Here is a 19,075-nt window from a genome sequence, read left to right as displayed (position 1 = left end):
TCGCAAACGACTTGAAAATAAGCGAGACAAGTTTGGAGGGAAAAACATGCGTGTAAACATTACATTAGCTTGCACTGAGAGCGGTGACCGTAACTATATCACAACTAAAAACAAACGTAACAACCCGGATCGTCTCGAGTTGAAAAAATACAGCCCGCGATTGAAAAAAGTAACAGTGCATCGTGAAACAAAGTAAACAGCAGGAGACTTCCTGCTGTTTTTTCTTTTAGGAGGAACCAATGGATAAAAAGATACTGAGGGATGGGATAAAACAGCAGCTTGCTGCAATGAGCCGGCCCGTGTATGAGCAAAAAAGCTTTCAAATTGCCAGAAGATTGTATGCGCTTCCGGAATGGCAGGAATCAAACAAAATTGCGGTTACGATTTCAGCGGATTTTGAAGTAGACACCTGGCAGATTATCCGGTCTGCTTGGCTTGCCGGCAAAAAAATTTGTGTACCAAAGTGCCATCCGGATACAAAAGCCATGTATTTCTATCAATTGGAGAAGTTTGAAGATCTTGAAACGGTGTATGCGGGGTTGTATGAACCGATTCCTCGAAACACAACATTGACTGACGCGAATGAGATCGAATTAATGCTTGTGCCCGGCCTGCTTTTTAACCGGAAGGGGTTCAGGGTTGGCTTTGGCGGCGGCTACTACGACCGTTTTTTATCTTCATACATAGGACAAACGATTTCATTAGCGTTTTCCATTCAATTACGGCCGGATATTCCTGTTGAAGGGCATGACATCCCTGTTCAGAAAATTTTGACGGATAGTGAAACAATCCTCTGCTCATAAACGTCCTTCTTTCTTTACCGTCTGAATGAGTTCCGTTATAGTGGAATCAACAGGATGGACGAAAGTAGTGATGAAATGACAACGCAAACAAATTTGATATTTTGGCGTCTTGCTTATTTTTTTGTCGTAGAGCAGGAGTATACATTAACAAGGCTGAGCCAGGATCGCAGAGAAATGCTGCTTGAAAATCGTTCAGTAAAAGAAGCGGCCATTATTAGACTTTCTCAGCAAAATCTTGGCTGGGCAGCTTCTCTGGGACGTGACATTGAACAAACGGCCTGGGTCGGTGAGCGCCTCCGAAAGCAAAGAGGGATGAGAAAGCTTAATATGCTCAATGTAATGGTGTCTCCTCATCTGCCCGTTGACGAATTTTCGCAGTTCATGAAACCGGTTCAAAGCGGAAAAACACAAACAGCTGTACTGCTGTTTACTGAAGAAAACCTGGGAGGTCCGCTTCAAGAGCTGGAACAGTTTATGGAGTCTGTACCGGAGCAGCGGGACTTTGAAGGGGCTGAAGATGAAGCGGCTGCTTATGAGCGGGCTGTTTTATCCCATGAAGTAAAACGAAAAGAAGAAGAAAATCGGTTTTTTTACTACGGAAAGCCTTTTTTCACGTATTTTTTTACCGCGGTTAATGTCATCATGTTTTTTTTAATGACGATCGCAGGAGGCAGCACAGCGACTGATGTGCTTATACAATTTGGCGCAAAATTCAATCCTCTTATTCTAGAGGGAGAATGGTGGCGTTTTATCACACCGGTTTTTCTGCATATCGGACTGCTGCATCTTTTAATGAATTCAATGGCTTTGTACTATTTAGGAACAGCGGTTGAACAAATTTATGGCCGGCTGAGATTTTTGTGGATTTATTTGTTTTCCGGCTTTACAGGGAGCCTGCTCAGCTTTTTGCTGACTCCTAATTTGTCAGCAGGAGCGAGTGGAGCTATTTTTGGGCTGTTCGGTGCCCTTCTTTATTTCGGGGTAACCAAGCCAAAGTTGTTTTTTCGGACGATGGGCATGAATGTCCTTGTTGTGATTGGCATCAACCTGGCCTTTGGATTTACAGTTCCCGGAATTGACAATGCCGGACACATTGGCGGACTTGTCGGCGGTTTTTTAGCAACGGGCATTGTTCATTTTCCGAAAAAGCGGCGTATTCTGCAGCAGCTGTTGTTTTTGGCAGCAGCTTCGACATTTGTGGCAGTCGGTTTATTCTTTGGGTTCCAGCACGGGTATGCCGCTCTTGACGCGCGGTCTGTGAATATTCAGGCCGCAGACAAGCTTCAGGACGGAAATAAGCAGGAAGCTGAACAGATCTTGTCGAACTTTATTCAAAAAGGCGGCCAGCCTTCTGCCGAAACGTATTTTTATTTGGGTGTAATTGAAGCAGGGGACGGGCGCTTGGAGGAGGCTGCCTCTCATTTTAAGCAAGCCGTCCGGTTAAGAAGTAATTTTCCTGAAGCACATTATAATCTGGCGCTTATTTATTCTAGCCAGGGACGGCAAGAAGAAGCGCTGCAGGCAGCCGAACAAGCCGCAGCATACGCTCCTAATGAGCAAGCATATGAAGATTTAGTTCGCAAGCTGAATAATGAGTGAAAAGCAGGGTGAAAAGATGGAAACGATTTTTGATGTACAGCAGCTGCTGAAAAGATACGGTGTTTTCGTTTATATCGGCAATCGTGTAGCAGATTTACAATTAATGGAGCTGGAACTGAAAGAACTGTATCAGTCTCAGCTGATAGAGCCAAGAGAATATCAAATGGCGCTGCTTATATTACGACAGCATATTGCAATTGAAAAAGAAAAAGAAAAAGAACAGGGGAAATGACATGGCAGAGAAACGGCTCGCTGCTTTTGATATTGGCGGCACAACGGTTAAATTAGCTTTTTTAACAACAGAGGGAGAAATCATACGAAAATGGTCGATTCCAACCGACCGTACGGACAAAGGAAGTAGAATAGTAGCAGATATTGCTCGTTCTTTTTATAAAGAATTAGAAGCAGATGGATTAACGACTGCCGATGTGCTCGCAGCAGGAGTGGGGGCACCGGGTCCTGCCGACCCAGTATTGGGGACGATTTCTGGTGCGGTAAATATCGGCTGGCCGAATGGATACCCTTTAAAACAGCTTCTAGAAGAAGCGATTGAATTGCCTGTTTTTATTGAAAACGATGCAAACTGTGCTGCACTTGGCGAAATGTGGAAAGGTGCAGGAGGAGGCGCAGGCGACGTAGTTTGCATTACACTTGGCACAGGTGTCGGCGGCGGCGTTGTGTCAAAGGGAATGATTATTACAGGGGTAAATGGAGCGGCGGGAGAAATCGGCCACATTACGGTTGTAACAGAAAATGGATTCCCTTGTAACTGCGGCAAGCACGGCTGTCTTGAAACAGTAGCTTCTGCAACGGGAGTTGTTAATTTGTACAAACAACAAGGCAAAGACGCGCCTGATGCACGCACAGTATTCGAACAAGCTGCGGCAGGAGATGTGGCAGCGCAATATGCGGTTGACCGCTGTGCTTTTTATTTAGGTCTTGCGGTTGGAAACATTGCTAACACCTTGAACCCAGCTAAGATTGTAATTGGCGGCGGCGTTTCAGAAGCAGGTGCCGCTCTTATGCAGCCTTTGGAAAAATACGTAAGAGAGTTCACATTCCCACGGGCGATGGATGTGCTTGCACTTCAAAAAGCACAGCTTGGCAACGATGCCGGTGTGATCGGTGCAGCTTACTTAGCAAAAGTAATGTCAGTTTCATAAAATAAAAAACAGTTCCGCTGGGACTGTTTTTTATTTTATGAAACTTTTTTTAAACGTATGCGTATGAATAAGGGGCGGAATTGTCGCGGAACTATTATAAAGCGTTGCTTTTTCGTTCTGATTGATTTTTTGTAAAAAAAGTATTAAGATTGTGAAAGACAATTTACACTGAGTTAAAGTGTATGCAATTCCCCGATCACTTTTATAGAAGTAACGAGGAGGCTGAAAGATGAAAAGAACAATACGCAGCAACATTTCTCTTATTGCTGTAACCGTTTTGTTCTTATGGATGAAAACATATATCGTCTATAAAACAAGCTTTAACATGGATATTGAAAACTCACTGCAGGAATTTATTTTGCTGATTAACCCGCTGAGCTTTATTATGCTGGCAATGGGAATTGGCTTTTTCTTCAAAAGCGACAAAGCACGCAATCGTTATTTGCTGGGCATGAGCTTTTTCTTAAGTTTTCTGCTTTATGCGAACGTTGTGTTTTATCGCTTTTTTAATGACTTTATTACGCTGCCTCTTTTATTTCAAACAAGCAACTTTGCTGATTTGGGTAACAGTGTTACAGAAGAATTTAGTGTAGCGGATATTTTATATTTCGCCGATGTCATTCTTTTATTCCTCCTGCTTAAGTTCAAACCGTCATTTGTGAAGTTTCGCCCAATGTCAAAAATGAACCGCCGCGCTTATTTTTTATCAGCTGCTGCGCTTATGTTTTTGAACCTTGGACTAGCAGAAGTGGAGCGTCCGCAGCTTTTAACAAGGACTTTCGACCGTGAAATGCTTGTGAAAAACATCGGAACGTTCAACTATCACCTTTATGACATTTTTCTTCAATCCAAATCATCTGCCCAGCGTGCACTGGCAGATGGCAGCGAATTAACTGAAATTGAAAACTATGCTGACGCCAATTATGCCGAACCAAATGCAGAGCTGTTTGGCGCTGCCAAAGGAAAAAACCTGATTATGGTGTCCGTTGAGTCAACACAGGCTTTTGTTTTAAACAATACCGTAAACGGCCAGGAAATTACGCCATTTCTGAATGATTTTGCAAAAGAGAGTTTAAACTTCACTAACTTCTACCACCAAACCGGGCAGGGGAAAACGTCTGATGCGGAATTTTTAACAGAAAATGCACTGTACCCGCTGAGCCGCGGTGCCGTATTTTTTACTCACTCTGGCAACCAATTTAACTCAATGGCTGAAAAGCTTGAGGAAAATGGCTATTTTTCAAATGCGATGCATGCGAACAATAAAAGTTTCTGGAACCGGGACATTATGTATGATTCGATTGGATATGAACGTTTTTACAATGTAAATGATTATAAGGTGAATGAAGACAACAGTGTAAACTGGGGAATGAAAGATATTCCGTTTTTTGAACAATCGGCCGAGCTGATGAAAACCATGCCGCAGCCGTTTTATTCAAAAATGATCACGCTGACCAATCATCATCCGTTCTACTACGATAAAGAAGACCAGATGATTGATGAATTTAATTCATCAAGCGGCACATTAAATCGTTATTTTGTTACCGTTCGTTACACGGACGAAGCATTAAAAACATTTGTGGAAGATTTGAAAAAAGCAGGCCTTTATGAAAACTCTGTGATTGTTTTGTATGGAGATCATTATGGCATTTCAGAGAATCATAATGAAGCCATGTCTCAATATTTAGGTAAAGAAGTGACGCCATACGTATCAGCCGAGCTTCAAAAAGTACCGTTTATGATTCACATTCCAGGCGTTAAAGGCCAGGAAATTGATACGGTCGGCGGACAGGTGGATGTGCGGCCAACACTGCTTCATCTTCTTGGCATTGATACAAAAGGAGATATTCAGTTTGGACAAGATTTACTTTCCAGCGAACATGAAAGCTTTGCCGCATTCCGTGACGGCCGTTTTGTGACAGAGAATTATGTGTATGCCGGCGACATATGCTGGGATAAAAAGACGGGCGAGCAAACGGATGCTTCCTACTGTGCGCCTTATATTGAAAAAGCAGCTGCTGAATTAAATTATTCAGATCGGGTTATTTACGGGGACCTGCTTCGTTTTTATGATCCAGATGCTGCAAGAAAAGAATAAAAAAAGTCCCTGATTTTTATCAGGGGCTTTTTTAATGGGCAGCTGGATAGCCATGATGCAAAACTGTCATGATGGTAAACCAGCCGATTACACCAGCTGTACCTAGACTAAAAACGATGCCGAGCAGATTTTTGTTTTTCACAGCGCTGATGGTACTGAAAACGGCAAGAAGGGCAATAAGGGCAAAAATAATTGTTAACCCGTTCATTTTTCCAGGCCTCCTTATATAAAAATCCATAAAAACCCATGTAAGCGTAAAACACACCCCTATTGTATAAGGTTTTTCCGTATTTGTCGAGATGAAAGCGGATAATTCTTTTAACAGCTGCGGTTTCCTGTTACGATATCAAGTGAATAAAGAAAAAGGTGGAGATGATATGGATTGGACGCAATTGCCGCTTGGTCCTCTGCAAACAAATTGCTACATACTTTCTCATGAGTCAAAATGTATTGTTTTTGACCCGGGTTCAGAAGGGGATCAGCTTGTAAGCTGGCTGAAGGAAAACAAGCTTGATCCGCTTGCTGTTTTGCTGACCCATGCTCATTTTGACCATATTGGGGCTGTTCGCCCGCTGAAAGAAGCTTTTAACATGCCGGTTTATCTGCATGAAAAAGAAGCAGAGTGGCTTGAAAATGCCGATTTGAATGGATCAAGCCGCTTTGGCATGGGAAGCATTACGGCACCGCCGGCTGATGTTTTGATCCGTAATGAAGAAGATTTAACGATTGATCTGTTTACATTCAAACTGCTGCATACACCGGGCCATTCACCGGGCAGCGTATCTTATTATTTTGAAGAAGGCGGCGCTTTGTTTGCCGGTGATACTCTTTTTATGGGGAGCATCGGGCGTACAGACCTTGCTGGCGGCGATCACCAGACACTTCTTACGAGCATTCATGAAAAAATTATGTCACTGCCTGAGGAAACGATTGTGCTCCCGGGACATGGCCCGGCAACATCCGTGATCACGGAAATGGACAGCAATCCTTTTTTAAATGGTTTTTAAAAAAACAGAGAACGCCATTACGGTGTTCTCTGTTTTTTTATCCGGTATATTTCATAACCTGCTTTTTTTTCGTCAGGCTTCTTAGCTTTTCAAGATTATATCCAACCACAAGCGATTCTCCGTCCGTTAAAATCGGACGCCGCAGCAATTTAGGCTCTTCGATAATCAAATCGATAACGGCTGAAAGGGGCATCTCATCGACGCTTACATTTAACGATTTAAACGTTCTGCTTCGGGTGGCAAGCAGTTCATCAAGACCTTCTGAAGTCATGGATAGAAGATTTAGCAGCTCCTGGCGTGTAGGAGTTTCACGGAAAAGGTGGCGTTCCTGAACATCAACTGAATGGGCAGACAGCCATTTTTTTGTTTTTCGGCATGATGTACAGCTTGGATATGTATAAAAGGTAACAGCAGACATAAATACTCCTCCTTTTTTATTCTTAAATATACTATACAATACTTGTACAATTATTGTACAGTTATTGCCGTTTTAATTGTGTCCAATTTCGTAATACGCCTATAGGTATGACTTTTATCATTTTTCACCATAAAATTGTTGCTTATAATAATTAAAAAATGACGAGGGGATAAAATGAATTCTGTTTTAAAAGTAACAGGCGCACTTGCTGATGCCACACGTTATTCCATTTATGAATATATTTTAAAAGAACATAGAGACTTGACAGTACAGGATATAGCCGCTCAATTTGGCATTCATCCGAATGTGGCACGCCTTCACTTAACAAAGCTTGAAGATGTCAAATTAATTGGTTCTTGTCTGCAGAAAACAGGAAAAGGCAGCCGGCCGGCTTTCTGTAGAAGCAGAAACGAAGGGGACTGTTTCCTCCCTTCGAAATAAAGAACGTCCTCAATTGCTTAAAACGTTGACTGCAAGAATTGGTTATACAGCACATGCGGAAGAAACAGAAAAGGGGCTCGTTGTTCAATTTGCTATTTATAACTGTCCATTCAAAGAATTGCTTCAGGAAAAAGCTGCAGCAACATGCCGGATTCATAAAGCGTTTTTACAAGGAGTTATGGACACCCTATTTGGGCCTGCTGTTTTAAGCCAGCATTCTACGATGCTTAATGGATGCAAGGAATGGATCTATCAGTCGGTTGCAGTAAACTGAATAAAAGAAACGCTTACATTTTTGTCTCTTATCCTTTATAATAGTGGTATTAATGGACCAAGCTTTAAAAAAAGGGAGGGATACATAATGGATCGGATGTTTCGCGTTATGGCATTTTGGACCGGTATTTTTTCTTTAATGTTTTACTTGGGCCATATGAATATTACGGCTTTAATTTTTCTTGGCCAAACTGGATTTTTCTTATTACTCGGCTATTTGCGTCTTTCGGAACGAATGTATATTTATGTGTTTGGTGCTTATTTAACCGTTTTTTTTGCCGCCTTTACTTATTGGTCAACCTTTATGATGACGCCGGGAAGCGGAGGGCATTAAAACAAGCAAAGCCTTTAAAGCGGAAAGCTTTAAAGGTTTTTTTGTTAAAGTTTTGTAAATATTTTCAAAAAAACATGTCTAACCTGGCACATTGTTGTATGCTCAAAGGGAGAGAGGGTGATAATTTGCAGGTTGAGCAAAAAATGGAGCAAATCTTAAAAGAAGCTGTTCAAATGCAGGCCACCGACCTTCATTTAATGCCAAAACAAAACGGTTATTTGCTTAAAATTCGTGTCGGCGGCCAGCTGATAAAAAGTGAAACCTTTTCCATACGGGAGGGCGAACGGCTGATTGCTTATTTGAAATTTACGGCTTCGATGGATATCGGTGAAAAACGAAAGCCTCAAAGCGGCTCCTTTCGCCAGACGGTTGATCAATTTCCCCTATCGCTGCGTGTTTCCACGCTTCCCGCTGTACCCCACAAAGAAAGCCTCGTGATCCGCCTTTTGCCACAGGAACATGTTCCATCTCTTTCCCAATTAACGCTGTTTCCCTACACAGCGGTCAAGTTAACCTCGCTATTAAACCATTCAAACGGCCTCGTTCTGCTTAGCGGTCCAACCGGGAGCGGAAAATCCACTACACTTTACTCTATGATTCAGCATTGTGCCTCCCATTTAAACAAACATGTCATTACACTCGAGGATCCCGTTGAAAAACAGCAGGATGCTTTCGTACAAATTCAAGTAAATGAAAAAGCCGGCATTACATATGCAACGGGCTTAAAAGCCATTTTACGCCACGATCCTGACGTAATTATGGTCGGTGAAATACGTGATGAAGAAACTGCACGAGCCGCTGTGAAAAGTGCCCTTACGGGACACTTGGTTCTTTCGACTATTCACGCTCGCGATGCTGCGGGCGTTATCGGCAGGTTAAAAGAGCTTGGTATTACTCAGCATGAAATGATACAGACACTGGTCGGCATTACCGCACAGCGGCTTGTCCGTATCTGCTGTCCGGACTGCGGTGCGGTCTGCAATGAAGAATGTAAGCAAAAAACAAAGCAGGCGATCGTTTGTGAATTACTATTGGGAAAAGCGCTGTTTTCTACACTGGGGAACAAATCATCACATCAGCCGGTATCTGTTTATAAAAAGCTGCAGGATGAGCTGCGAAAGGGGATAGCATATGGGTTTATCACACGCGAGGAATGGGCTCGCTGGTGTTTTAGCGAAACGGACTTCAGCGAAAAATGGAGCTGATTTTATTACAAGGCTCGGGGAAATGATGATAAAAGGTTTTTCCATTGGAGAAGCGGTAGAATTTCTGTTGATGAACATACCGGATATAAATAAACGGCAAACAAACTTGATTCAAAAGCAGCTGCGGGAGGGCGTTCCGCTTCACGAAATTCTGCCGGTGCTTCATGTTCCTTCCCTTATCTGCCTGCAGATTTTCTTTGCTGAACAGCACGGAAATGTTCAAGAAACGCTCGTGTATGCAGGAACACAGTGGAGCAAGACTGAACAGGCGAAAGAAACGCTTGTACGGCTACTGCAATATCCGATCTTCCTGCTGGCTTTGCTTATCGTATTGCTCGCCGTCTTAAATACTTTCGTTCTTCCTCAGTTTCGGGATCTTCACGCTTCAATGGGATATGAACCAAAAGGGATGATCCTGCTCCTGCTTTTTTTTCTTCAATGGGCACCCCCGGCCGTCTTAATTACAGCCCCTGTTCTGACTGGTCTGCTTCTTCTTTTGTATACCCGCTATAAACTTCTTTCTCCCCAAAAAAGAGCGGATATGATCATAAAAATTCCGTATATGAAAACCCTATTTCAGCTTTATTTTACCCGTCTTTTTGCCAGGGAATCTGCTCAACTGTTAAGCAGTGGATTTTCGGTAAACGAGCTTCTCCATGTATTTGAAGAACAAACGATTTATCCCATGCTTCATGAAGCCTCAAAAAAAATAAACAGCCAGCTTATGTCCGGTACTTCTTTGAAAGAAGCCATTGCGAATATCACTTGGTTTGACCGAAAGCTGCCTGCTTTGATCAGCCATGGAGGGGCAAATGGCAGAATGGGAGAAGAGCTGCTTCTTTACGCATCATTCTGTGACCAGCTGATTGAAAACAAAATAAAAAAAGCAACAAGCATTATTCAGCCGGCCGTTTTTTTAATGATTGGCACGGTTGTTATGGCTGTTTATCTGTCGGTGATGCTGCCGATGTTTGAGATGATTGGCTCGGTTTAAAAAAGGAGGAAAAAAGAATGAAGCGATTCTGGAAGAATGAACGAGCATTTACACTGATAGAAATGATGATCGTCTTATTGGTGATTACCGTTTTGCTTTTCATTGCCATTCCAAATGTGGCAAAGCAAAGTAAAAATATCAATGCAAAAGGCTGTGACGCGTTTGTTCATATGGTGCAGGGGCAGGTACAGGCGTACCGGATTGATAATGGATCACTGCCTTCCTCTGTCAGTACACTCGTTACAGATGGGTACTTAAGAGATGATGAAACGACCTGCCCGGGTGGAGGGGCTGTTACGATCGATGCGGAAGGAATTGTGTCAGCCGGTGGGTCATAAAGAAGAAGGCTTTACACTTCTGGAAATGATGATTGTGCTGACGGTTTTTACTGTCTGCTTCGGAGCAGCCCTTATTCCGCTTCGGACGATTGCGGAAGACGTGCGCAATCGTCAGTTTTTTCACCAGGTAGAAAGGGATCTGTTTGCAGCCCAGGCATATGCTGTTTCGAAAAACGCAAATATTGTTGTAGACTTTTTTGAAAATAAAGACCGGTATTATCACATCTACACGTTTGAAATACCGAGAAAAACGATTATCAAGCGTAAGATCCCCGAGCGTTTCATATTTGATGAGAGGGGGTTAGATACGATTACTTTTTTAAAAACGGGTACGATCAGCCGATTCGGCACGTTTTATTTTACAACAAATGAAAAAACCACCAAGCTGATTTTTTTAATTGGAAGGGGACGTTTTTATTTTTCGGAGGAATGAAAGAGGGATGACATTAGCGGAAAGTCTGCTGGCTTTAACCGCTCTTTTTATAGCGGCAGGTGTTTTGCTGCCTTTTAGTTTAAAACTAATGGAGGGCACCTCCTGGCGCTGGGAGCAGCAGGAAGGAATGAGAAAGCTATATGAGGAAGCTGAATCCCGAATTTTTTTGGATGCTTCCTTTTCTTATGAATTGGATGGGCCAGCCGCCAGGGGAAAATTGGTTTGGGAAGAAGAAGGAGGAAGGGCGAAAGCGTGTGTATTCATTCAAGGGAAAAAGAGATGTGTGGAGGAGCAGTAACGGATTTACACTCATTGAATCTCTTATTGCATTAATGGTCTTTTGTGCGTGTGCTGCTTCGGTTCCACTGCTGTATGATGGCGCTTATCGGGCTGTGGAAGCTGGAAAAGCCGAGAAAAACACGGAATGGGAGCTTTTTATCATTCAGCTGCGCAATGAAATGCAGGGATCTTCGAATTGGCATGTGTCTGGGACAAGACTCGCGTACCAAGGAGCAGCTTCTGGTGACATGCTAGTCACGGTTAGTCAATATCGCAACAAAATTAGAAGGCAGATCAACGGGCAAGGACATGAAGTGATGCTGCAAGATGTAAAAACGGCTTCGTTTTCAGAAAAAGGAGGGAAAATGTACATACATGTTACATTTTCAAATGGTGAACAGGAAGGAGCGGTCATGTATCCTTTCTATAAGAAAGTACATTAAACGTCAGCAGGGAATGATTTTTCCGCATGTTTTGCTCATATTGGTACTGATTATGGCAGCGTCTGTGTCAGCTGCAGACGCTGCCGTGACCAAATGGAAAACAGCGGATCATTTAACAAACTATTATGAGCTTCGTGTGGCTGAGCTGATGGCGCTGCGGCGCGTTTTAACCCAGTCAGAGCCTGTCTCTTTTGAGACAAAAACAAATCTGGGCATAACGAGTGCTGCCGTAAAGGAAATAGCCGAACAAAACTGGCAGATTCGAATCACAACAACTCATACTGACGGTTTTTTCCGTGCCACTTATGTATACGATCCCCGCTTGGAATCGTTTCTTAGCCGGGTTGAATACCATTGATTATTTTGGCTGAGCCAGATAGAAAAGCCCGCCATTCAAAACGGAAACACGGATCACTGGTTCAAAACGGCGCATAATGGCTGCTTTTTCCCGTTCATAATGCGTATTGTCCTCTTCCTCCTGATCAAAAAAAGACTGAAGAAGCTTAAGCTCTGCTTTTTGTTTTTTAAGAGCCGTTTGAGCCCAGCCATGCTCTTCTTCCATCAAGTCTCTCCATAATTTTTGCTTTAGCCGGTTCAAGCCGCTTGCGGGTGTAATAAGAGGCGAGAGCACATAATGGTAAGGACTGATCGAGTGGCTAAGAGACAGAGAGACTGCTCGTTCCAAAAATTGATCCGAAAAAGCTCCGTTGATTAAATGAAGAGCAAGCGGAACAAGCTTTTCTTTTTTGCTGTTTGCTTCATAGGAAAGGTGAAAATGAACAAACAGCCAAGGATCAAGCTGAATGGTTCCCGATCCGTTTGTTGTTTCATATAATTTGACAAACGATGCTTTTTTTTGAGCATAGGAAAGAAGCTGATGAAAACGGGGGGACCCGAATGTAATATATTCTTCCTGGTGTTTGAGCGGCCGGCCAGGGTCTTTTGTGAAAAAGGTGACGCTCATCGGGTCGCCTGCCTGGCCGAGCCGGTCTTTGTAATGCCAATAAAAAGGGCGGTTCATCAGGGAACGATCTGCTTCTTCGGTTAACTGAACCTTTAACGAGTGTTCAGATTCTTCAAGAATAGGACATTCACAGGCAGTAAAAAAGGAACGAAGAAAAGACATCAATATTGTTCACTCCAATGCAGCTGCAAGGTTTTGCATTTTTATTTCCCACTCTCTAACACTTTTGGATGAGTGGAATGTATCATGCAAGTGTTCTTCAATCCAGTTTTGATCCAGAATATTATCCAGCTTTCCGATAGCCGTTTGAAAAAGAGCGATCTTTTCGTAAAGCAAAGACAGCATGCGGTCTTCCACTGATTGTTTATAGGCAAGATGATAAATGTGGACGTTCTCAGTCTGGCCGTAACGATGCACACGTCCAATTCGCTGTTCGAGTTTCATCGGGTTCCATGGAAGGTCAAAATTGATAACATGGCGGCAAAATTGAAGATTCAATCCTTCACTGCCCGCTTCCGTAGCAATCAGCACCCGCGCTGGACCTTTGAAAAGTTCAATCATCCAATCTTTTTTTCCTTTTTTGAACTTTCCTTGGAAAGAAACAGCCGGAATTTGATGATAACGAAAAAACAGCTCTAAATATTCCTGTGTTGCCCGATACTGAGTAAAAATAAGCACCTTTTCATTTTCCAGGCTATTCACAATTTCTAATGCTTTTTCAGCTTTGGAATTTCGGTCAACAGCTTGAGCGAGCGCAGCAACTTTTGTTTTGTCAAACCCTTCTTGCTTTTGCAGAGTCGCCAGGGCCGCATACTTGCTGCTGCATGCTTCCCGCTGCAGCGTCAGAAGTGTAATGGAGCTTGGCAGGCATTCGGCCAGCGAGTCATAAAACGCTTTTTCTTCTTTTGACGGGTCGATCCGGATAGTTTGAATAAAGCGTTTTATAGGCTCACTTTCCACATCTGTCCGGGTATTGCGGATCATGACCTGCCTGAGCAGGGCGTGAAAAGCATCATGGTTTTGAACGGAGCGCTTTCCATCTTTAAATTGAGACTGGAAGAACCCATTGCTGCCAAAAAGCCCGGGTCTTAAAAGGGAAACCAAGTGAAACAATTCATCTGCGTTGTTCTGAACCGGTGTCGCTGTCAGCAGCAGGCAGTATGTTTTATTTAAGCGGCTGACAAACTGGTGATTTTTTGTAGCAGGATTTTTCAATCGATGTGCTTCATCGATGATAATCATGTCATATAACGTATCCGCAAATGCATCGGCAAACTTCGGCTGTTTGGCCGAATCAATCGATGCAATCTGAACGCCGTTCCAAGACCAGTCAGGATTTTTCCGCTGGACGAGCGCGAAGATTTGGAATTTTTCACGCAGTTCTTTGGCCCACTGGCTGACCAGGGAAGCGGGTGCTAATATAAGGATGCGGGAAGCAAGGCCCCGCAGCATATATTCTTTTAAAATAAGTCCGGCTTCAATGGTTTTTCCGAGACCCACTTCATCTGCTAAAATAGCGGTTCCGCTCATTTCTTCCATTACGGTTTGGGCCGTTTTCAGCTGGTGGGGAAGAAACTGCATATGCGGCAGAAAATCAGGCGCCAGCAACCCATCAAAGCGGGAAGGTAATATTTGCTTTTTCATCTCGGCTGTTAAATTAAAAAGTGCCCAGCCGCCGGGTGTTGAAGCGGTTTTTAAGTTTTGCTCGAGTGCATCTGCCCAAGTATCATCATACATAATAGCAGGCTTCATTTATCTCGAAGTCTCCTTTCGATTTCATGAGCTGTCCCTAGCCTGCCCGTAAAAAGGGGAGAACATACACAAGCGGACAAACAAAAACAGCCCTGTTTAAACAGGGCTGTTTTTATTTTGTTTTAATTTTTCCGGTCCATTTTTTAAATCCGCCTTGCAGATGGTAAATGTCACGGTATCCTTTTCTGTATAGCATTTGTGCAGCACGGCCGCTGCGAAGGCCGCTCTGGCAATACAAATAAACAGGCTTGTCCGGGCGAATTTCTTTCATTCGCTGCTTCATTTGCGTAACAGGAATGTTCCGGGCTCCTAAAATGTGGCCGCCATTGTATTCATTCGGTTCGCGCACATCAACCAGCTGCGCTTTCCGGTATCCTTTTACAAATTCTTCCTGACTAAGCGGTTTTACTGCACGCTTTTGGGAAAAGTACATAAAGATCGCGTACAAAATAATGGCACCGAGTACCGCGGCAATAGAATAAAGCAACGTTGTGTTCCCCTTTCGAATAAACTGCTCTCTTTATTATATCGATATGGTTATAAGAAGAAAAGAAAATTCTCTTTAAAAAAAGAAGCGTGTTCGCCTTTGAATTTCAGGGTCAATTTGATAGACTGAGTGAGGAAATTTACTAAGAAAAGAAGGCGTATATGATGTCAAAAGAAACATGGGTTTTTCTTGATACTGGAAATCAAAACGCAGCTTATAATATGGCTGTGGATGAGGCGCTGCTTGATTGGCACAGCAAGGGCTTGATCCCGCCTATCGTCCGCTTTTATGGCTGGGAGCCGGCGGCGCTGTCCATTGGATATTTTCAAAAAGCGGAAAAAGAAGTGGATTTTGACGCTGTCCGAAATTATGGGCTTGGCTTCGTACGCCGTCCGACTGGCGGAAGAGGCGTGCTTCATGAGCATGAGTTAACGTACAGCGTGATTGTGAGTGAAGAGCATCCAGACATGCCGACAGGTGTAACAGAAGCATACCGGGTCATTTCTGAAGGCGTGCTTCAAGGATTCCGTAAGCTTGGACTTGCTGCAGAGTTTGCTGTCCCGCGGACAGAGGAGGAAAAAGCAAGTTTAAAAAATCCGCGTTCAAGCGTTTGTTTTGATGCGCCAAGCTGGTATGAGCTTGTCGTTGAAGGAAGAAAAGTGGCGGGAAGCGCGCAGACCCGGCAAAAAGGGGTAATCCTGCAGCACGGCTCTATCCTGCTTGATTTGGATGAAGACAAGCTGTTCAGCTTGTTTCACTATCCAAACGACCGGGTAAAAGAGCGGATGAAGAAGGCGTTTGGAAACAAAGCAGTTGCAATTAATGCGCTGCGGGCTGAACCGGTAACGCTTGATGAAGCACGTGTTGCGTTCAAACAAGGTTTTGAAGAAGGGCTCAATATTGACCTTGAACCGCTCGTTTTAACAGATGACCAAAAACGTCAAATTGAAACAATTCAAAGAGATCGGTATGAAAATCCGGATTGGAATTTTCGTAGATAAAAAGAGGTTCGACAAAATTATTTTTTTATGCTTTTTTCTCTTGGATTTCAAGGCCTGCCAGAGGATGAGCAGAAGGGCGGGCACTTGACAAACCGCAAGATCTAAATCAATATATAGGATATAAAATTGAAAACAAACACAATATATTGTGTTTGTTTTCGCTTTTTTTCAACAGAATATAAAAGGAGTTGTTTCCATGTCTGCTACGTCCGCTAAGGTTATGTCACTGAACGTCGACCAGTTAAACAAGGACATCAGCATTTTCCCGCAGGTTTTCCCGATCACGCCGGAAATGAACATTATACACAAAGGCGTTTCCCGCCTGGTTATGATTGACCGATATTCATTTAAAGATACTGAAAAAATTACCCTGTCTGAAGGCGACTTTGTTGTTTTAACAATTAAAGAAGATCCTAAATTCCCAGCTCGTGGGACAGGCTTTGTCGTATCGCTCGACCGAGAAGCGAAAAGAGCATCGATTTTGATTGATGAAGAATACCGCAGTGCGATCGATGATCCAAAAGAAGCAGAAACAGGTATTATTCACCGCAGTCTTGATGTGATTGAAAAACCGCTTGAAGTTTTTTACGAGCAGATTGCTAAACGCAATGCAGCAGGGCTTTCATCTGTTGAAAAAACAGATGAAAAGAAAAAAGAATGGTTCGATAAATTTTATAACGAACTTGTAAGCTTAAACTTTATTCCGGCGGGCCGTGTGTTATACGGAGCGGGGGCAGACACAGACGTGACGTATTTTAACTGTTATGTGATGCCATTTGTAGCTGATTCACGTGAAGGCATATCCGAGCATCGTAAGCAGGTAATGGAAATTATGAGCCGCGGCGGCGGTGTCGGAACGAATGGCTCCACTCTTCGTCCGCGCAATACCCTTGCCCGCGGCGTAAACGGTAAGTCATCTGGGTCAGTCTCGTGGCTTGACGATATTGCCAAGCTGACACATCTTGTTGAGCAGGGCGGATCGCGCAGAGGTGCTCAAATGATTATGCTGGCAGACTGGCACCCGGATATTGTAGAATTTATTATTTCAAAAATGCAAAACCCGCGTATTTTGCGCTACCTTCTTGAAAATACAGAAGACGAGCAAATCCAAAAAGCGGCAAAGGATAAATTAAACTTTAAGCCGCTGACTGAACGCGAAGAGCAAATGTACCAGGGTGTGGTGAATTACAAAAACATCCCAGGCTATGGCGGCTTCAGTCCTGAAATTATCAAAGAAGCGGAAGAGAAACTTCGCACCGGCGGAACATACAGCGTTCATAACGCTGAGTTTTTAACAGGTGCCAATATTTCGATCTGCCTGACGAATGAATTTATGGATGCAGTGGAAAAAGATGCGGATTATGAGCTTCGTTTTCCGGCTGTAGAAACGTACAACAAAGAAGAAATGGCATATTACAACGAAAATTGGCACAAAGTCGGCGATGTCCGTGAATGGGAGCGCGAGGGATATAAAGTTCGCACGTACCGCAAAATTAAAGCGCGTGAGCTATGGAACTTAATTAATGTATGTGCGACCTATTCAGCAGAACCAGGCATTTTCTTTATCGACAATGCCAATGAAATGACCAATGCAAAAGCATATGGCCAGCAGGTTGTTGCAACAAATCCATGTGGTGAGCAGCCCCTTGCACCATTTTCAGTCTGCAACTTAGCAGCCGTTAACCTTGCTGAAATGGCGGACAAGGATTCGAAAGCGGTGAACTTTGATAAATTAAAACAAACGGTTCGCACAGGTGTCCGTATGCAGGATAACGTTATCGATGCAACGCCGTATTTCCTTGAGGAAAACAAAAAACAGGCGCTCGGTGAACGACGGGTCGGCCTTGGTGTAATGGGACTGGCAGACCTGCTTATTTATTGCGAAAAAGAATATGGTTCTCCAGAAGGAAATGCCCTTGTTGACCAGGTGTTCGAAGCGATTGCTGTAACAGCGTACGAGACGTCTGTAGAGCTGGCAAAAGAAAAAGGCAGTTTCCCATTCCTTGAAGGAGAAACACAAGATGAAACTAATCGTCTTCGTGAAGCATTTATTCATACAGGCTACATGAAAAAAATGCCGGATCATGTACGGGAAGCTATTCTTCAAAACGGTATTCGCAATTCACATTTGTTAACTGTGGCACCAACGGGTTCTACTGGAACGATGGTGGGTGTATCAACGGGATTGGAGCCATATTTCTCCTTTACGTACTACCGCAGCGGACGTCTTGGTAAATTTATTGAGGTCAAAGCGGATATTGTAAAAGATTATCTGGAGCGCAATCCGGAAGCAGATCCGGATCAATTGCCGGATTACTTTGTAACAGCGATGAGCCTGGCACCAGAAGCGCATGCAGATGTTCAGTGTGTGATTCAACGGTGGATTGACAGCTCTATCTCCAAAACCGTAAACGCGCCGCGCGGCTATACAGTTGAGCAGGTAGAAAGCGTATATGAGCGTCTTTACAAAGGCGGGGCAAAAGGCGGCACGGTTTATGTAGACGGAAGCCGTGATTCCCAAGTGCTTACGCTGAAAGCAGAAGAAAACACGTGGGATGAAGAAGAGAAAACAGAACCGAAGCAACATGAAAACCACGTTGTTTTAATTGATACGATTCAGGATCTTCGTTCAACCAATGTGACAATTGGCAGTGAAGTCGGCAATACTTGCCCGGTCTGCCGCAAAGGAACAGTAGAAGAGCTCGGCGGCTGCAATACATGTACGAACTGTGGCGCCCAGCTGAAATGTGGATTATAAGAAAAGAAGGCCTTCAAAAAGCCGCCCTTGAATAAGGGACTGACCCCATAGGGTGAGACAAATAAAAACACCTTTAAGTTGAAAAACGGGTATGTAAGTACCTAAAAAGCCAACTTGGAGGTGTTTTTTCTATGGGTACAAGAATCAGTTATCCATCAGAAGTAAAAATGAAGGCTGTAAAAATGAGATTAGCTGGGGTGCCTGTCAAAGAAGTCTTGAAGGAATTAAATATCCAAAACAGGACGCAGCTTAAAACATGGGTGAAATGGTACAAAGCAGGCGAAC

General features: G+C 43.5%; 25 protein-coding genes. 20 read left to right on the top strand and 5 right to left on the bottom strand.

The genetic code is table 11. The features are described from left to right. Nucleotides 1-46 precede the first annotated feature (46 nt). The 6 genes from rpmG (at nucleotide 47) to RIN81_RS15145 (ending at nucleotide 5,663) form a co-directional block, all read left to right on the top strand. Complete coding sequence (rpmG, locus tag RIN81_RS15170) at nucleotides 47-196, top strand: 50S ribosomal protein L33 (protein ID WP_045850975.1); 150 nt, start codon at nucleotides 47-49, stop codon at nucleotides 194-196. A 43-nt stretch (nucleotides 197-239) separates the two neighbouring features. After that, complete coding sequence (locus tag RIN81_RS15165; protein WP_309091593.1) at nucleotides 240-803, top strand: 5-formyltetrahydrofolate cyclo-ligase; 564 nt, start codon at nucleotides 240-242, stop codon at nucleotides 801-803. Nucleotides 804-857: 54 nt separating this feature from the next. Continuing rightward, entirely contained in the window at nucleotides 858-2,402 is a 1,545-nt protein-coding gene (locus RIN81_RS15160; protein WP_309091591.1) for a rhomboid family intramembrane serine protease, read from the top strand. A 16-nt stretch (nucleotides 2,403-2,418) separates the two neighbouring features. After that, a complete protein-coding gene (locus tag RIN81_RS15155) occupies nucleotides 2,419-2,634 on the top strand; it encodes a YqgQ family protein (protein WP_309091589.1) in 216 nt (71 codons plus the stop codon). 1 nt (nucleotide 2,635) lies between these two features. Further along, nucleotides 2,636-3,565, top strand: coding sequence for an ROK family glucokinase (locus RIN81_RS15150; protein ID WP_309091587.1), 930 nt, complete (start codon nucleotides 2,636-2,638; stop codon nucleotides 3,563-3,565). A gap of 229 nt (nucleotides 3,566-3,794) precedes the next feature. Continuing rightward, nucleotides 3,795-5,663 (top strand): LTA synthase family protein, encoded by a 1,869-nt coding sequence (locus RIN81_RS15145; protein ID WP_309091585.1) that lies wholly within the window; start codon nucleotides 3,795-3,797, stop codon nucleotides 5,661-5,663. A gap of 31 nt (nucleotides 5,664-5,694) precedes the next feature. On the opposite strand, the gene RIN81_RS15140 is transcribed toward RIN81_RS15145, so the two are convergent. Beyond that, nucleotides 5,695-5,871, bottom strand: coding sequence for a DUF2759 domain-containing protein (locus RIN81_RS15140; protein ID WP_242233461.1), 177 nt, complete (start codon nucleotides 5,869-5,871; stop codon nucleotides 5,695-5,697). 169 nt (nucleotides 5,872-6,040) lie between these two features. On the opposite strand from RIN81_RS15140, the gene RIN81_RS15135 reads away from it, so the two are divergent. Next, a complete protein-coding gene (locus RIN81_RS15135; protein WP_251271031.1) occupies nucleotides 6,041-6,670 on the top strand; it encodes an MBL fold metallo-hydrolase in 630 nt (209 codons plus the stop codon). A 37-nt stretch (nucleotides 6,671-6,707) separates the two neighbouring features. On the opposite strand, the gene RIN81_RS15130 is transcribed toward RIN81_RS15135, so the two are convergent. Continuing rightward, nucleotides 6,708-7,088, bottom strand: a complete 381-nt coding sequence (locus RIN81_RS15130; protein ID WP_309091582.1) for a Spx/MgsR family RNA polymerase-binding regulatory protein — start codon at nucleotides 7,086-7,088, stop codon at nucleotides 6,708-6,710. A gap of 174 nt (nucleotides 7,089-7,262) precedes the next feature. On the opposite strand from RIN81_RS15130, the gene RIN81_RS15125 reads away from it, so the two are divergent. The 10 genes from RIN81_RS15125 to RIN81_RS15080 all read left to right on the top strand — a co-directional run bounded on the left by RIN81_RS15125 (nucleotide 7,263) and on the right by RIN81_RS15080 (nucleotide 12,186). Continuing rightward, complete coding sequence (locus RIN81_RS15125; protein WP_309091580.1) at nucleotides 7,263-7,529, top strand: helix-turn-helix domain-containing protein; 267 nt, start codon at nucleotides 7,263-7,265, stop codon at nucleotides 7,527-7,529. A 13-nt stretch (nucleotides 7,530-7,542) separates the two neighbouring features. Next, nucleotides 7,543-7,803, top strand: coding sequence for a helix-turn-helix domain-containing protein (locus tag RIN81_RS15120; RefSeq protein WP_309091578.1), 261 nt, complete (start codon nucleotides 7,543-7,545; stop codon nucleotides 7,801-7,803). Between the two features lie 87 nt (nucleotides 7,804-7,890). Further along, nucleotides 7,891-8,136, top strand: a complete 246-nt coding sequence (locus tag RIN81_RS15115) for a DUF2626 domain-containing protein (protein WP_242233465.1) — start codon at nucleotides 7,891-7,893, stop codon at nucleotides 8,134-8,136. 125 nt (nucleotides 8,137-8,261) lie between these two features. Next, nucleotides 8,262-9,341: a competence type IV pilus ATPase ComGA gene (gene comGA, locus RIN81_RS15110; protein ID WP_375164559.1), complete on the top strand. Its 1,080-nt coding sequence runs from the start codon at nucleotides 8,262-8,264 to the stop codon at nucleotides 9,339-9,341. Further along, nucleotides 9,268-10,335, top strand: a complete 1,068-nt coding sequence (comGB, locus tag RIN81_RS15105; protein ID WP_309091573.1) for a competence type IV pilus assembly protein ComGB — start codon at nucleotides 9,268-9,270, stop codon at nucleotides 10,333-10,335. Before comGA ends, comGB begins: the two co-directional genes overlap by 74 nt. 17 nt (nucleotides 10,336-10,352) lie before the next feature. Next, nucleotides 10,353-10,673 carry a competence type IV pilus major pilin ComGC gene (comGC, locus tag RIN81_RS15100; RefSeq protein WP_309091571.1) on the top strand — a complete coding sequence of 107 codons (321 nt, stop codon included), beginning with the start codon at nucleotides 10,353-10,355 and terminating at the stop codon, nucleotides 10,671-10,673. Further along, nucleotides 10,639-11,106, top strand: coding sequence for a competence type IV pilus minor pilin ComGD (gene comGD, locus RIN81_RS15095; protein WP_309091569.1), 468 nt, complete (start codon nucleotides 10,639-10,641; stop codon nucleotides 11,104-11,106). Before comGC ends, comGD begins: the two co-directional genes overlap by 35 nt. Before the next feature lie 7 nt (nucleotides 11,107-11,113). Continuing rightward, entirely contained in the window at nucleotides 11,114-11,404 is a 291-nt protein-coding gene (locus tag RIN81_RS15090) for a hypothetical protein (RefSeq protein WP_309091567.1), read from the top strand. Further along, entirely contained in the window at nucleotides 11,388-11,828 is a 441-nt protein-coding gene (gene comGF / locus RIN81_RS15085) for a competence type IV pilus minor pilin ComGF (RefSeq protein ID WP_309091565.1), read from the top strand. The genes RIN81_RS15090 and comGF overlap by 17 nt, the downstream gene beginning before the upstream one ends. A 13-nt stretch (nucleotides 11,829-11,841) precedes the next feature. Continuing rightward, complete coding sequence (locus RIN81_RS15080; RefSeq protein WP_309091563.1) at nucleotides 11,842-12,186, top strand: hypothetical protein; 345 nt, start codon at nucleotides 11,842-11,844, stop codon at nucleotides 12,184-12,186. On the opposite strand, the gene RIN81_RS15075 is transcribed toward RIN81_RS15080, so the two are convergent. From RIN81_RS15075 to RIN81_RS15065, 3 genes are all read right to left on the bottom strand, one after another. After that, nucleotides 12,187-12,954, bottom strand: coding sequence for a YqhG family protein (locus RIN81_RS15075; RefSeq protein ID WP_309091561.1), 768 nt, complete (start codon nucleotides 12,952-12,954; stop codon nucleotides 12,187-12,189). 9 nt (nucleotides 12,955-12,963) lie between these two features. Then, the gene (locus RIN81_RS15070; RefSeq protein ID WP_309091559.1) at nucleotides 12,964-14,544 is read right to left on the bottom strand and encodes a DEAD/DEAH box helicase; all 1,581 of its coding nucleotides are present in this window, start codon (nucleotides 14,542-14,544) and stop codon (nucleotides 12,964-12,966) included. A gap of 112 nt (nucleotides 14,545-14,656) precedes the next feature. Continuing rightward, nucleotides 14,657-14,977 (bottom strand): rhodanese-like domain-containing protein, encoded by a 321-nt coding sequence (locus tag RIN81_RS15065; protein WP_309091630.1) that lies wholly within the window; start codon nucleotides 14,975-14,977, stop codon nucleotides 14,657-14,659. 218 nt (nucleotides 14,978-15,195) lie between these two features. Between RIN81_RS15065 and RIN81_RS15060 the strand changes: the two genes are divergently transcribed. The 3 genes from RIN81_RS15060 to RIN81_RS15050 all read left to right on the top strand — a co-directional run. After that, nucleotides 15,196-16,032 (top strand): lipoate--protein ligase family protein, encoded by an 837-nt coding sequence (locus RIN81_RS15060; protein WP_309091557.1) that lies wholly within the window; start codon nucleotides 15,196-15,198, stop codon nucleotides 16,030-16,032. A 196-nt stretch (nucleotides 16,033-16,228) separates the two neighbouring features. Then, nucleotides 16,229-18,790 (top strand): vitamin B12-dependent ribonucleotide reductase, encoded by a 2,562-nt coding sequence (locus tag RIN81_RS15055; protein WP_309091555.1) that lies wholly within the window; start codon nucleotides 16,229-16,231, stop codon nucleotides 18,788-18,790. 131 nt (nucleotides 18,791-18,921) lie between these two features. Then, on the top strand, nucleotides 18,922-19,075 hold a 154-nt coding region (locus tag RIN81_RS15050), incomplete at its 3' end, for a helix-turn-helix domain-containing protein (RefSeq protein ID WP_309091627.1).

Source organism: Domibacillus sp., assembly GCF_031181085.1.
Taxonomy (GTDB): domain Bacteria; phylum Bacillota; class Bacilli; order Bacillales; family Domibacillaceae; genus Domibacillus.
The sequence above is the reverse complement of the archived record's forward strand: the minus strand, read 5'-3'. Positions and strand labels throughout refer to the sequence as shown.

What these genes read in the sequence shown, in the direction of transcription:
- rpmG (WP_045850975.1), top strand. Translation starts at nt 47, where the DNA reads ATGCGTGTAAACATTACATTAGCTTGCACTGAGAGCGGTGACCGTAAC.
- RIN81_RS15165 (WP_309091593.1), top strand. Translation starts at nt 240, where the DNA reads ATGGATAAAAAGATACTGAGGGATGGGATAAAACAGCAGCTTGCTGCA.
- RIN81_RS15160 (WP_309091591.1), top strand. Translation starts at nt 858, where the DNA reads ATGGACGAAAGTAGTGATGAAATGACAACGCAAACAAATTTGATATTT.
- RIN81_RS15155 (WP_309091589.1), top strand. Translation starts at nt 2,419, where the DNA reads ATGGAAACGATTTTTGATGTACAGCAGCTGCTGAAAAGATACGGTGTT.
- RIN81_RS15150 (WP_309091587.1), top strand. Translation starts at nt 2,636, where the DNA reads ATGGCAGAGAAACGGCTCGCTGCTTTTGATATTGGCGGCACAACGGTT.
- RIN81_RS15145 (WP_309091585.1), top strand. Translation starts at nt 3,795, where the DNA reads ATGAAAAGAACAATACGCAGCAACATTTCTCTTATTGCTGTAACCGTT.
- RIN81_RS15140 (WP_242233461.1), bottom strand. Translation starts at nt 5,871, where the DNA reads ATGAACGGGTTAACAATTATTTTTGCCCTTATTGCCCTTCTTGCCGTT.
- RIN81_RS15135 (WP_251271031.1), top strand. Translation starts at nt 6,041, where the DNA reads ATGGATTGGACGCAATTGCCGCTTGGTCCTCTGCAAACAAATTGCTAC.
- RIN81_RS15130 (WP_309091582.1), bottom strand. Translation starts at nt 7,088, where the DNA reads ATGTCTGCTGTTACCTTTTATACATATCCAAGCTGTACATCATGCCGA.
- RIN81_RS15125 (WP_309091580.1), top strand. Translation starts at nt 7,263, where the DNA reads ATGAATTCTGTTTTAAAAGTAACAGGCGCACTTGCTGATGCCACACGT.
- RIN81_RS15115 (WP_242233465.1), top strand. Translation starts at nt 7,891, where the DNA reads ATGGATCGGATGTTTCGCGTTATGGCATTTTGGACCGGTATTTTTTCT.
- comGB (WP_309091573.1), top strand. Translation starts at nt 9,268, where the DNA reads ATGGGTTTATCACACGCGAGGAATGGGCTCGCTGGTGTTTTAGCGAAA.
- comGC (WP_309091571.1), top strand. Translation starts at nt 10,353, where the DNA reads ATGAAGCGATTCTGGAAGAATGAACGAGCATTTACACTGATAGAAATG.
- comGD (WP_309091569.1), top strand. Translation starts at nt 10,639, where the DNA reads ATGCGGAAGGAATTGTGTCAGCCGGTGGGTCATAAAGAAGAAGGCTTT.
- RIN81_RS15090 (WP_309091567.1), top strand. Translation starts at nt 11,114, where the DNA reads ATGACATTAGCGGAAAGTCTGCTGGCTTTAACCGCTCTTTTTATAGCG.
- RIN81_RS15080 (WP_309091563.1), top strand. Translation starts at nt 11,842, where the DNA reads ATGATTTTTCCGCATGTTTTGCTCATATTGGTACTGATTATGGCAGCG.
- RIN81_RS15075 (WP_309091561.1), bottom strand. Translation starts at nt 12,954, where the DNA reads ATGTCTTTTCTTCGTTCCTTTTTTACTGCCTGTGAATGTCCTATTCTT.
- RIN81_RS15070 (WP_309091559.1), bottom strand. Translation starts at nt 14,544, where the DNA reads ATGAAGCCTGCTATTATGTATGATGATACTTGGGCAGATGCACTCGAG.
- RIN81_RS15065 (WP_309091630.1), bottom strand. Translation starts at nt 14,977, where the DNA reads ATGTACTTTTCCCAAAAGCGTGCAGTAAAACCGCTTAGTCAGGAAGAA.
- RIN81_RS15060 (WP_309091557.1), top strand. Translation starts at nt 15,196, where the DNA reads ATGTCAAAAGAAACATGGGTTTTTCTTGATACTGGAAATCAAAACGCA.
- RIN81_RS15055 (WP_309091555.1), top strand. Translation starts at nt 16,229, where the DNA reads ATGTCTGCTACGTCCGCTAAGGTTATGTCACTGAACGTCGACCAGTTA.